Genomic DNA, 12,931 nt, shown 5'->3' on the forward strand with positions numbered 1-12,931 from the left:
ACATCATCCGCGAAGAGACGGATCTTGACTACCATGCGCTCAACGCCATGCTGAACCTCTACGACCAGGATGGTCGCATCCAGTTCGAACGTGACAAACAGGCTGCCAGGCAGTACTTCCTGCAGCATGTCAACAACAACACAGTCTTCTTCCATGACCTCAAGGAGAAGCTGGACTACCTCGTCGAGAAGGAATACTACGAGCCCGAAGTTCTCGATCAGTACTCCTTCGACTTCATCGAGGAGCTTTCGAAGCACGCCTATTCGGCTAAGTTCCGGTTCCAGACCTTCCTCGGTGCTTTCAAGTTCTACACCTCGTACACGCTGAAGACCTTTGACGGAAAGCGCTACCTCGAACGCTTCGAAGATCGCGTCGTCATGGTCGCACTGTTCCTGGCTCGCGGCGACGAGACCCTGGCTAAGCAGCTCGTCGACGAGATCATCCATGGTCGGTTCCAGCCGGCCACCCCGACCTTCCTCAATGCGGGAAAGAAGCAGCGCGGCGAGCTTGTCTCCTGCTTCCTGCTGCGCATCGAAGACAATATGGAGTCCATCGGCCGTTCCATCAACTCCGCTCTGCAGCTGTCCAAGCGCGGCGGCGGTGTGGCCTTCGCTCTGACCAACATCCGCGAGTCCGGTGCACCGATCAAGAAGATCGAAAACCAGTCCTCGGGTGTCATCCCCGTCATGAAGCTGCTCGAAGACTCCTTCTCCTACGCCAACCAGCTGGGTGCACGTCAGGGTGCCGGTGCCGTGTACCTCCACGCTCACCACCCCGACATCTACAAGTTCCTCGACACCAAGCGCGAGAACGCCGATGAGAAGATCCGGATCAAGACGCTGTCCTTGGGCGTTGTCATCCCGGACATCACCTTTGAACTGGCCAAGCGCAATGAGGACATGTACCTCTTCAGCCCGTATGACGTCGAACGTGTCTACGGCATGCCCTTCTCCGACGTCAACGTGACAGAGAAGTACGAGGAGATGGTCGACAACGCGGCCATCAAGAAGAACAAGATCAATGCACGCGAGTTCTTCCAGACCTTGGCAGAGATCCAGTTCGAGTCCGGATACCCCTACGTCATGTTCGAAGACACAGTGAACAAGGCGAACCCGATCGACGGCAAGATCATCATGTCGAACCTGTGCTCCGAGATCCTGCAGGTCTCCGAGCCCAGCAAGTACGACTCCGATCTCGGATACGACGTCGTCGGCAAGGACATCTCCTGCAACCTCGGTTCCCTCAACATCGCTCTGACGATGGACTCGACCGATTTCGGGCAGACCATCGAGACAGCGATCCGCGGACTGACCGCCGTCGCCGAGACCTCTGACATCCAGTCGGTCCCGTCGATCGCCCGCGGCAATGACATGTCGCACGCCATCGGACTCGGCCAGATGAACCTCCACGGCTTCCTTGCCCGCGAGCACATCTACTACGGCTCGGATGAGGGACTCGACTTCACGAACATGTACTTCTACACCGTCGCCTACCACTGTGTGCGGGCGTCGATGGAGATCGCGAAGGAACGCAAGACAGCTTTCGCAGGATTCGAGCGGTCGAACTACGCGAGCGGCGAATACTTCGACAAGTACACCGACGAAGTGTGGGAACCACGCACCTCGCGTGTGGCCGAGATGTTCACCGAAGCCGGTGTGCATATCCCGACTCAGGATGATTGGCGAGAGCTCAAGGCTGCGGTTGCCGAATACGGCATCTACAACCAGAACCTGCAGGCCGTTCCGCCCACAGGATCGATCTCCTACATCAACAACTCGACGTCGTCGATCCACCCGGTGGCCTCGAAGGTCGAGATCCGCAAGGAGGGCAAGATCGGGCGCGTGTACTACCCGGCACCCTTCATGGACAACGACAACCTCAAGTACTACCAGGATGCCTACGAGATCGGCTACGAGAAGATCATCGACACCTACGCCGCGGCCACGAAGCACGTGGACCAGGGGCTGTCGCTGACCTTGTTCTTCATGGACACCGCTACGACTCGTGACATCAACAAGGCGCAGATCTACGCGTGGCGCAAGGGCATCAAGACCATCTACTACATCCGGTTGCGCCAGCTTGCGCTGGAGGGCACCGAGGTCGATGGCTGCGTTTCCTGCATGCTGTGACCGTTGAGTGCTGTGGGCCGGTGCAAGCCGGCCCACAGCACTCTTGACCCGGGGCCTGCCCATCGCGCAGGCTCCGGGTGCTCAACATACTTTGTCTGCTGGGCAGACGACACGTACGCACGACGTACCTGCAACTTGGAAGAGAGATGGAAACGTTGGAGAATCTGACTTTGGCCTCGCACGTCGACGCCATCAACTGGAACCGCGTCGTCGATCCCGTCGACGATGACGTCTGGGACCGCCTCACCGGAAACTTCTGGCTGCCTGAGAAGGTGCCGCTGAGCAATGACATTCCCTCGTGGGCCACACTCACCGAGGAGGAGAAGACGCTGACGATGCGCGTCTTCACCGGTCTGACTCTGCTCGATACGATCCAGGGCACCGTGGGTGCGATCTCTCTGATCCCGGATGCGGTCACTCCGCACGAGGAAGCAGTGATGACGAACATCGCGTTCATGGAGAGCGTGCACGCGAAGTCCTATTCCTCGATCTTCTCGACCCTGTGCTCGACGAAGGAGATCGACGAGGCGTTCCGTTGGTCGCGGGAGAACACCTACCTGCAGTCCAAGGCCGACATCATCCTCAGCTACTACCGTGGCGATGACCCGCTCAAGCGCAAGGTTGCCTCCACGCTGCTGGAATCGTTCCTGTTCTACTCGGGCTTCTACCTGCCCATGTACTGGTCTGCACACGCGAAGCTGACGAACACCGCGGACCTCATCCGCCTGATCATCCGCGACGAGGCTGTGCACGGCTACTACATCGGCTACAAGTACCAGAAGGGCCTTGAGTCGCAGTCCGAAGAGCGCAAGCAGGAGCTCAAGGACTACACCATGAACCTCATGTTCGAGCTCTACGAGAACGAGGTTGCCTACACCCATGAGCTCTATGACTCAGTGGGGCTGGCTGAGGACTGCAAGAAGTTCCTCCACTACAACGCCAACAAGGCGCTCATGAACCTCGGCTACGAAGCGATGTTCCCGAAGGAGGTCACGGACGTCAACCCGGCGATCCTCGCGGCTCTCTCACCCAACAGCGATGAGAACCACGACTTCTTCTCCGGTTCAGGTTCTTCCTACGTCATCGGCAAGGCCGAGAACACGGAAGACGACGATTGGGACTTCTGAGTCATCTTTCAGGCGCTTGAGGGACCGAGTCCTCCGAGCGTCAGCGGCCCATCCGAGCACACACTGCTTGGGTGGGTCGCTTTTCTGCGTTGAGGAGTCTGCAGGCGAAACCGGTTCAACTCAGCTGCTCAACTCAGCTGCTCATCTCAACTGACTATTGTCAGCGAGATTCGCGTGCCTCACGTGCGGAGGCGACGTCGTCGACGATTGCCGCGATGTGCTGCATGCTCGCGATCAGCGACCCGTACAGGGCCCAGGAGCGCTCAGGGAGGCCGTCATCGGCGGCCATGGTCACCGACAGTTCTTCGAGGCGTTTGAAGATCGGCTCAACCTCCGCATCCGGGTCGGCAATCGATCGCCCTGCGTCGCGGACGATCGACGTCCACTGCTCGCGAAAGCGAGAGTCCCATTCGCCGTCTTCATAGGACCCCTCGCGCAGAGTTCGCGTGAGATGGCGCAGATGGGAGATGCCTTCGTCCACCCGCAACAGGATATTCTCGTAGCTGGCTTCCTTCGGCGATGTCTGAGTGTCCCGAGCCTCGCCCGATGGCGTGCGCCTCCGACGCAGACGATGACGCGGATTTGCTCGTTGGCTCTCACGAGCGAACTTGACCGACTGCCATGCGGAGTTCATCTCTTCGCTCATTGACTCGGTCTCATTGAACCAGTCATCGGCGTCCGCGGTTTCCCAGCCGTCGTCCAGTTCATCTGCCATGTCGACGAGCATGTTGCCCATGCGCCGGTTGATGCTGTCGACGTACCGTGCGGCCTGCTGATCCCGCAGCGGCGGAATCACAAGGAGGTTGACGACGATGCCGACGGCAATGCCCAGGCAGAGCTCGAGAATGCGTTCGCCGAGCAGTGGCTGTTGGCTGTCGAAGCCGCTGCCGAGGACGAATATCCCCGTCGTCGCGATCGCCACGCCCTCGTCACGTATCCACGGCAGACGCGCGGCAGCGAGACCGACTAGGAGCGCGAGAGCAAATGTCCAGATGCTCACCCCCAGGTAGTTGCCGATGAGGAAGGACAAGGCAACACCGAGAGTCGAGGCGATCGTCGACTGCGCTCCGCGAGACAGCGAGCGGTGGACTGTGGCATGGACGGTCAGCAGCGCCGCCCACGGAGCTAGGAACGGCATCTGGGAGTTCAGGACATTATCAGACAGCCACCAGGCGCCGGTGGCTGCGATCACCGTCTTGATGATCTGGAGAACGTCGGTGGCGACGTCGGGGCGTCTGGCCAGAAGCGATAGCTGGTGTCGTGAGTTCTGCTGCAAAGGCCGTCCTTTCGGACAGAGTGCATGGAGGTATCACCCTACAAGGCATATATGCTATCTGATCGGCTTGGGCAAGGGGCACCGGCGGAGAATGAGAAAGCCCGACATTCCTGCAGGCGAAACCTGCGAAATGTCGGGCAGAGGTCAGACTGTCGTGGTTCTCGCTCTGCTTAAAACCCAGCAGTGCGAAGGAAAACCTTGACAGACGGCGGCGATCAGGCCGCCAGCGGCGTGATCTCACGCAGCGATGAGCCGGTGAAAAGCACGACGCGGCCGGTATTGTCACTGATCGTGACTGTGCCGTTGCGGGTGCTGATCTTCGGATCAATCAGTCCTGCATGCTCAATGGCACGCTGGACCCACAGTGGGAACTGAGTCATCGTTCCCTCCTTTCTTAGCTACTTCGTCGAAGGGCATGCATCAACGCATGTCATTCTCATTGTTTTCGTGGTGGCGACGGGGCAGTCGCCGAGGTGCCGGCCGCGAACCGCGTGAATCGGAAGCTGGCCTGCTGAAATGTCACCGTGGTGTGGGTTGATCCTTCACGGTGGGGGATCTGCGATTCGAAGTGAGACAGTGTCCGTGGCGAATCATTTGGTATGTCGAACCTGGATCTGAACTCTCACTCGTGGGCGACGTGTCATCGTGCTCAGTGGATCAGATGGTTCAATGAAGCAGGACAACTTCGAACGCAAGACACCAGCTTAACCGCAGTGGAAACGAGAAGTCAAAACGGCTATTGATCAGCGGGGAATCTTGCCTCGACGCAGCCTCACCAGGATGATGAGCGCGGTGAGCAGAAGAGCTGCCGCAACCAGCAGCATTCCGATGGGGAGCAGCGTCTCATCAGAGACGCCGAGCGTCTTCGACGAGGTTGTGGAATCAGAGGCCACTGCACCGTCGCCGGACTCCACCTGGTCGCCGACTGCTGAATTGTCATCTGCGTCGGCTCCGCCGGCATCGCTGCCGCTCTCCGAAGCGCTCGGGTCGCCACTGGGCGTCACTGTCTGGCCGACCGGGACGGTCTGCAGAGATTTGGGATCCTTCTGGGCGAAGTCCCATTCGAGGAGGTCGACCGCTGCCTGCCGGGAGTTATTGTCGATTCCGAGCATCGTCGAGACGACACGGCGGCCATCACGTTCTGCCACCGCGATATACGCGCCCTTGGCCTGACGCGTGAACCCGTTCTTCAGCCCGAGCCCACCGTCGACCTGGCCGACGATCTTGGTATGGTTCTGAATCTCGTAGCCCTTGAACTTCTCCTTGGTATCCGGGTTCTTGCCACCCGGGAACTTGTAGGTCTCGGTGTCGATGACGCTCATCAGATAGTCGTTCTCACACACCGCCCACGCCAGTTTCATCATGTCTGCGGCAGTCATGTACTGATTCTTATCGTCGAGGCCCGAAGTGTTCGCCGCGTGAGTGTTCGTCATCCCCAGCTCTTCGGCCTTCTCGTTCATCAGCGCCACAGCCTTGTCCTGACCGCCAGCGGCTCGCCCGAGCGCATTCGCAGCATCGTTGGCACTCGACATCAGCATTGCGTGGAAGAGCAGATCCACGGTGTAGTCGTTCTTCTGCATGAGACCGACCTTGGTGCCGTCGATCTCCATGTCCTCGAACTCTGCCTCAACCTTCTGCTTCGGATCGTCGAGGACCTCGACGAGCGCCAGGGCGGTGAGGAGTTTGATCGTCGATGCGGGGGCATGCTTCTTGTCGATGTCATGCGCGACCTGGAGCTCACCAGTGTCGAGGTCTCCCACCAGCCATGACGTTCCCACCGGCGTCGGTGGCTTCGAACCGTCGCCGAGGTCGGCCGGAGACTCGTAGACCTTCGCCTGTGTCTCCTCCGGTTGGCTCAGACCGTGCGAGGTGCCGGGGGAGAGGACCAGCTGAGCCCCAATCAGCAGCAGAGCGATGGCGGCACTGACGATGAGTCGAAGTCCTGCCCGAGGTGAACGGGGGAGGACCGCTGTACGCGTCGGAGAAGAAGGGTGGTGAGAACGCATCGCACCAGTCTACGACCGAGGGGAACTGGGAGCTTTCAGGAAACTCGGTGCGACTGGGCACAACTTGCGCCACCCACCAACATCCACCCCAGGGAACGCGAAAGGCGGCCGTGCACGAAAAGTGCACGGCCGCCTCGGCGATGGTGATCGTCAGATCAGAATGCGCGCTGCAGGACTGCCTGCTTCACCTCGGCGATGGCCTTGGTGATTTCGATGCCACGAGGGCAGGCCTCGGTGCAGTTGAAGGTGGTGCGGCAGCGCCACACGCCTTCCTTGTCGTTGAGGATCTCCAGGCGCATGTCTCCGCCCTCGTCACGCGAATCGAAGATGAAACGGTGCGCGTTGACGATGGCTGCCGGTCCGAAGTACTGGCCATCGGTCCAGAACACGGGGCACGACGAGGTGCACGCAGCGCAGAGGATGCACTTGGTGGTGTCGTCGAAGGCCTCACGCTGCTCGGCCGACTGCAGACGTTCACGCGTCGGCTCGTGACCGGAGGTGATGAGGAACGGCATGACCTCACGGTAGGACTGGAAGAAGGGCTCCATGTCGACGATGAGGTCCTTCTCCAGAGGCAGACCCTTGATCGCTTCGACAGTGATCGTCTTGGAGGTGTCAAGATCCTTCAGCAGGGTCTTGCAGGCCAGACGGTTGCGGCCGTTGATGCGCATGGCATCGGAGCCGCAGACGCCGTGGGCACAGGAGCGACGGAAGGACAGCGAACCGTCCTCTTCCCACTTGATCTTGTGCAGGGCGTCCAGGACACGGTCGGTGCCGTACATCGTGACCTTGTACTCCTCCCAGTGCGCCTCTTCGTCCTGTTCGGGGTCGAAGCGTGCGATCTTGAAGGTGCAGTCGAACGACGGGATCGAACCGCTGTCGCCGGCCACATGGTCGGGCAGGTCGATCTTCGAAGCCGGCTCCGGGGTTTCGGTTGAGGTATCGGTGCTCATCAGTACTTACGCTCCATCGGCTGGTAACGGGTGACGATGACGGGCTTCGTCTCCAGACGCATGCCCTTGATGCCGTCGGTCTCGGAATCAGGATCGAGGTAGGTCATCGTGTGGTGCATGAATCCCTCGTCGTCACGGTCCGGGAAGTCTTCTCGGAAGTGCCCACCGCGTGATTCCTTGCGGTGGATGGCGGCGACGGAGATGACCTCGGCGAGTTCGAGCAGGAAGTTCAGCTCGACGGCCTCGAGGAGGTCGAGGTTGAAGCGCTTGCCGCGATCCTGAATGCCGACGTTGTTGTAACGTTCACGCAGTTTCGCGATCTCGTCGAGCGCTTCACGCAGAGTCTCGTCCGTGCGGAAAACCTGGACGTTGGCGTCCATGAGCTCCTGCAGATCCTTGCGGATGGCGCCGATGCGTTCGGTGCCGTCTGAGGTCCGCATCTTCTCGAGCAGTGCGACGGTGTCGTTCTCGGCAGCCTCGGGCAGTTCGACGAAGTCAGCGGTCTTCGAGTATTCTGCGGCGGCGATGCCGGCGCGCTTGCCGAAGACGTTGATGTCGAGCAGCGAGTTCGTGCCCAGACGGTTCGAACCGTGCACGGACACGCAGGCAACCTCACCGGCGGCGTAGAGGCCGGGGATGACGTTGTCGTTGTCCGCGAGAACCTCGGCACCGATGTTGGTCGGAATGCCGCCCATGGCGTAGTGCGCGGTCGGGAAGACCGGCACCGGCTCCGTGTAGGGCTCCACACCGAGGTAGGTGCGAGCGAACTCGGTGATGTCGGGCAGCTTGGCATCGATGTGCGCAGGCTCGAGGTGGGTGAGGTCGAGCAGGACGTAGTCCTTGTTCGGACCGCAGCCGCGGCCCTCACGAACCTCGTTGGCCATGGAACGGGCCACGATGTCACGAGGAGCGAGGTCCTTGATCGTCGGGGCGTAGCGTTCCATGAAGCGCTCACCGTCGGAGTTGCGCAGGATAGCGCCCTCGCCACGGGCTGCCTCGGAGAGCAGGATGCCCAGACCGGCCAGGCCGGTCGGGTGGAACTGGAAGAACTCCATGTCCTCAAGCGGGATGCCCCGGTTGTAGGCCACGGCCATGCCGTCACCGGTGAGGGTGTGGGCGTTCGAGGTGGTCTTGAAGACCTTGCCCACGCCGCCGGTTGCGAAGACGACCGACTTGGCCTGGAACAGGTGGATCTCGCCTGTAGCCAGTTCGTAGGCGACGACGCCAGCCGGACGGCGGACCCCGTCGACCTCGGTCATGGCCAGGTCGAGGACGTAGAACTCGTTGTAGAACTCGACGCCGTGCTTGACGCAGTTCTGGTACAGAGTCTGGAGGATCATGTGGCCGGTGCGGTCGGCTGCGTAGCAGGAGCGACGGACCGGGGACTTGCCGTGGTCACGGGTGTGACCGCCGAAGCGACGCTGGTCGATCTTGCCTTCTGGGGTCCTGTTGAAGGGCAGGCCCATCTTCTCGAGATCGAGAACGGCGTCGATGGCTTCCTTCGCCATCACCTCGGCGGCATCCTGGTCGACCAGGTAGTCACCGCCCTTGACGGTGTCGAAGGTGTGCCATTCCCAGTTGTCCTCTTCCACGTTCGCCAGTGCGGCGCACATGCCGCCCTGGGCGGCACCTGTGTGCGAACGGGTCGGGTAGAGCTTGGTCAGGACTGCGGTCCGGGCACGCTGGCCCGATTCGATCGCTGCGCGCATCCCGGCGCCACCGGCACCGACGATGACAACGTCGTATTGATGTACCTGCATGTTTCTCCTTCTATGCGGCCGAGCAGAACGACGCCAGCAATGCGGGGTCGGCTCCGGCCGGGCAGGGATCGAATGTGAAGATGACGAGCGTGCCGAGCACGATGACGATGATCGAGGCGATGTAGAGGATCACCTGGAGAGCCATCCTGGTGCCGGGCTTCTCGGCATAGTCCATGATGATGGTGCGCAGACCGTTGGTGCCGTGCAGCATAGCCAGCCACAGCATCAGCAGGTCCCAGATCTGCCAGAACGGGCTGGCCCACTTGCCGGCTACGAACCCGAAGTCGATGGCCTGGACGCCTTCGCCGGCCCACAGGTTCACGAACAGGTGGCCGAAGATGAGGATGACGAGGACGACGCCCGAGATGCGCATGAACAGCCATGCGAACATTTCGAACTTCGACCGTGTTGATTTGTGGCGCGAGTAGCCGGTGCGCGGAGCCGGGATCGATGTTGTGCTCATGTCATCCTCCGAACGTGTGCATCAGCTGGCGGGGGATGAAGGCGATCATGATGATGAGCCATACGACGATGACTCCCCAGAACAGCTTCTTCTGATTTTTCGGTCCACTCTTCGAGAAGTCGACGAGAATGACGCGAAGACCGTTGAACGCATGGAATGCGATTGCGGCAACGAGTGCGATCTCGCCGATGGCCATGAACGGTGTCTTATACGTTCCGATCACGGCGTTGTAGGCCTCGGGTGAGACGCGGACGAGTGCAGTATCGAGCACGTGGACCAGCAGGAAGAAGAAGATTCCGACGCCTGTGACGCGATGCGCGACCCAGGACCACATTCCTTCATTTCCTCGGTACAGAGTGCCCGTAGACGCTTTGGCCACGGAGCATCCTCCATCTTGGATTAATCGACTGTGTACATCAAGAAACTACGCCGAACGCCGCCTGGTTGCCAGTTGAGCCACGCCTGAGCGTGGTGGATCACATTAACTTCCTGGCAGTTCCCTCATAGTCGCGATGTCCAGATACGACGATTTTCGATTACAGAACAATCATATGCCCTAAAGAATCGCTTCGCCGGGCTGACCTGGTGAGTCGGTTCCCACGCCGAGGCGGGTGCGGGCTGAACGTGGAAGTGCAGCTGATGTATCAGATGTCGAACCCAGGATCGAGAATTCCGGTTCTCCTCACCCCGACACGGCGGACAACATCGGTCAGAGCGTGACCGAACTTTGAGACACTGATGATGTGAACACACACTTCCACGCCATCATCCCCGCCGGCGGATCCGGAACCAGGCTCTGGCCGCTCTCTCGCAAGGCATCGCCGAAGTTCCTCCACGACGTCCTGGGTACGGGCCGGAGTCTGATCCAGTCCACCTGGGATCGAGTCGCCCCGCTCGTGGGCACCGAGAAGGTCTGGGTCGTGACCGGGCAGAACCACCGCGACCAGGTGGCCGAGCAGCTTCCCGAGATCTCGGTGGACAACATCCTCGCCGAGCCCTCCCCGAAGGACTCCGCTGCCGCGATCGGTCTGGCCACCATGCTCATTGCGAAGGAAGACCCGGACGCGATCGTCGGCTCATTCTCCGCCGACCATTCGATCACCAACGTCGACGAGTTCCGGCTGGTCATCGACCAGGCCTGCGTCGCCGCAGAGACCGGCGACATCGTCACCGTCGGCATTATGCCCCGCAACCCTGCCACCGCCTACGGCTACATCGAAACCGGTGATCTGCTGGGGCTCAAAGGCGCACCGACTGCCCGCCGGGCCCTGGCCTTCGCCGAGAAGCCGGCCGCGAGCACGGCACGTGCCTACGTCAACTCCGGTCGCTACCGCTGGAACGCCGGCATGTTCATCGCCAAGGCCGCAGCCCTCCTCGAGGTCCTTGAGACCGAGGACCCGACACTGTTCGCGGGTTTGTCGAGGATCGCCGAGGCCTGGGGGACCGATGCCCAGGCACAGGTGCTCGCCGAGGTGTGGCCCGGGTTGGAGAAGCGCGCCATCGACTACGTCGTGGCCGAACCCGCTGCCGCGGCCGGACGAGTCATCGTCATCCCCGGCGACTTCGGCTGGGATGACGTCGGCGACTTCGACTCCGTGGCCCGTCTGCGCCAGCCGGTGGCGGGAGAACCTGCCGGGGTCATCTCGATCGGTCAGAACTGCGACGTCCTCGAAATCGACGCCTCCGGTGTCGTCTTCTCCGAATCCAAGCAGCCGCGCACGGTCGCGATCGTCGGCCTCGATGACCTCGTCGTCGTCGACACCGAGGACGTCCTGCTCATCACCTCGCGGTCCCATGCTCAGGATGTGAAGAAGGCGGTCTCGGCCGCAGGTGAACGCGGACTCGAGGACCTGCTGTAGGAACGCACGCATCTCGCAGTGTGAGGAGAGGCGTCTGCGGAGTGTGTCGAAATTGGTCGCAGTGCGCCCAAATGTGACGCGGAGTGCTTAGCATTGCAGTCAATGTCTCAGATATCCGAACCGCGCCTCGCCGGCGTCGCGCCCCCAGAAGGACCAGACGTGATCAGCTCGACCATTGCTGAGATCGGTGCCGAACTCATCGATTTCCGCCGCGATGTCCACGCACACCCGGAACTGTCCTTTCAGGAGTTCGGCACCACCGACAAGATCGTCGCACGCCTCGAAGCGGCCGGTCTGTCACCTCGGCGCCTTGAGAGCACCGGTGTCGTGTGCGAGGTCGGTGAAGGACCGCTGGCACTGGGACTGCGCGCCGACATCGATGCGCTGCCCATCGACGACCTCATTGACGAGGACTTCGCCTCAACGGTGCCCGGCGTCGCCCACGCCTGCGGCCACGATGTGCACCTGACCGGCCTCGTCGGCGCAGCCATCGCCTTGCAGCGACTCCACGAATCCACTCCCGGCGGACTCGGCGGGCGTGTGCGGCTGATCTTCCAGCCCGGTGAGGAAGTCACCCCGGGCGGTGCTCTGCGCGTCATCTCCCAGGGCGTCCTCGACGACGTTCCCGAGGTCTACGCCCTCCACTGCGACCCGAATGTCGACGTCGGCAAGATCGGCTCCCGCATCGGGGCCATCACCGCCGCCGGCGACACCGTCATCATCCGCCTCTCCGGTCATGGCGGACACACCTCACGACCCCACCTGACCGAGGATCTCGTCTACGCCTTGGGCAAACTCGCCACAGACCTGCCCTCGACGCTGGGCCGCCTCATCGACCCGCGCCACGCGATCTCCCTCGTCTGGGGCGAGATCAGCGCCGGCCACGCGGCGAATGTCGTCCCCAGCGAAGGCATCCTGCGCGGAACCCTGCGCTGCCTCGACGTCGACGGCTGGAATCAGGTCGCCGAGGTGCTGCCGGAGCTGGTCGAGCGCATCGCCGGCCCGTACGGAGTCACCGTCGACCTCGACCATCGCCGAGGTGTGCCGCCGGTGGTCAACACCGAAGACCAGGTCGCCCTCATCGAATCCGCCGTGCGCGGAGAGCTCGGCGAGAACTCCGTCCAGCTGACCCCGCAGTCCATGGGCGGAGAGGACTTCGCCTGGTACCTCACCCACTGCCCTGGAGCGCTCGTGCGCATGGGCACCCGCACTCCGGGGGGAAAGACGTACGACATCCACCAGGGTGATCTCCTCATCGATGAGGACAGCGTTGAGATCGCTGCCCGCATCTTCACCGCGACCGCACTGAAGGTCCTGCAGCGAGACTGATGCCGTACCGGGGACTCAGACAGAACCGA

Annotated in this window: 11 protein-coding genes; 4 read left to right on the forward strand and 7 right to left on the reverse strand. The window is 61.5% G+C overall.

The features are described from left to right. Window positions 1-2 precede the first annotated feature (2 nt). On the forward strand, window positions 3-2,129 hold the full coding sequence (gene nrdE / locus BAUR9175_RS07885; protein WP_257944294.1) for a class 1b ribonucleoside-diphosphate reductase subunit alpha: 2,127 nt from the start codon (window positions 3-5) through the stop codon (window positions 2,127-2,129). A 146-nt stretch (window positions 2,130-2,275) separates the two neighbouring features. After that, window positions 2,276-3,256 carry a class 1b ribonucleoside-diphosphate reductase subunit beta gene (gene nrdF, locus BAUR9175_RS07890; protein ID WP_101583428.1) on the forward strand — a complete coding sequence of 327 codons (981 nt, stop codon included), beginning with the start codon at window positions 2,276-2,278 and terminating at the stop codon, window positions 3,254-3,256. Window positions 3,257-3,416: 160 nt separating this feature from the next. Here nrdF and BAUR9175_RS07895 read toward each other — a convergent pair whose 3' ends face one another. The 7 genes from BAUR9175_RS07895 to sdhC form a co-directional block, all read right to left on the reverse strand. Then, window positions 3,417-4,532, reverse strand: coding sequence for an FUSC family protein (locus tag BAUR9175_RS07895; RefSeq protein ID WP_096157343.1), 1,116 nt, complete (start codon window positions 4,530-4,532; stop codon window positions 3,417-3,419). A 215-nt stretch (window positions 4,533-4,747) separates the two neighbouring features. Further along, window positions 4,748-4,912: a hypothetical protein gene (locus BAUR9175_RS19345; RefSeq protein WP_164513824.1), complete on the reverse strand. Its 165-nt coding sequence runs from the start codon at window positions 4,910-4,912 to the stop codon at window positions 4,748-4,750. Window positions 4,913-5,275: 363 nt separating this feature from the next. Beyond that, window positions 5,276-6,538: a D-alanyl-D-alanine carboxypeptidase family protein gene (locus BAUR9175_RS07900; RefSeq protein ID WP_101583430.1), complete on the reverse strand. Its 1,263-nt coding sequence runs from the start codon at window positions 6,536-6,538 to the stop codon at window positions 5,276-5,278. A 155-nt stretch (window positions 6,539-6,693) separates the two neighbouring features. Further along, window positions 6,694-7,491, reverse strand: coding sequence for a succinate dehydrogenase iron-sulfur subunit (locus tag BAUR9175_RS07905; protein ID WP_069600613.1), 798 nt, complete (start codon window positions 7,489-7,491; stop codon window positions 6,694-6,696). After that, entirely contained in the window at window positions 7,491-9,251 is a 1,761-nt protein-coding gene (gene sdhA / locus BAUR9175_RS07910; RefSeq protein WP_009885234.1) for a succinate dehydrogenase flavoprotein subunit, read from the reverse strand. The genes BAUR9175_RS07905 and sdhA overlap by 1 nt, the downstream gene beginning before the upstream one ends. Window positions 9,252-9,261: 10 nt before the next feature. Beyond that, entirely contained in the window at window positions 9,262-9,714 is a 453-nt protein-coding gene (locus BAUR9175_RS07915) for a succinate dehydrogenase hydrophobic membrane anchor subunit (RefSeq protein ID WP_009885235.1), read from the reverse strand. Between the two features lies 1 nt (window position 9,715). Beyond that, window positions 9,716-10,093 (reverse strand): succinate dehydrogenase, cytochrome b556 subunit, encoded by a 378-nt coding sequence (sdhC, locus tag BAUR9175_RS07920; RefSeq protein ID WP_035279682.1) that lies wholly within the window; start codon window positions 10,091-10,093, stop codon window positions 9,716-9,718. 364 nt (window positions 10,094-10,457) lie between these two features. On the opposite strand from sdhC, the gene BAUR9175_RS07925 reads away from it, so the two are divergent. Further along, window positions 10,458-11,573: a mannose-1-phosphate guanylyltransferase gene (locus BAUR9175_RS07925; RefSeq protein WP_009885237.1), complete on the forward strand. Its 1,116-nt coding sequence runs from the start codon at window positions 10,458-10,460 to the stop codon at window positions 11,571-11,573. Window positions 11,574-11,675: 102 nt separating this feature from the next. After that, window positions 11,676-12,902: an amidohydrolase gene (locus tag BAUR9175_RS07930; RefSeq protein ID WP_085974905.1), complete on the forward strand. Its 1,227-nt coding sequence runs from the start codon at window positions 11,676-11,678 to the stop codon at window positions 12,900-12,902. Window positions 12,903-12,931: the final 29 nt, after the last annotated feature.

This window comes from Brevibacterium aurantiacum, assembly GCF_900169065.1.
Lineage (GTDB): Bacteria > Actinomycetota > Actinomycetes > Actinomycetales > Brevibacteriaceae > Brevibacterium > Brevibacterium aurantiacum.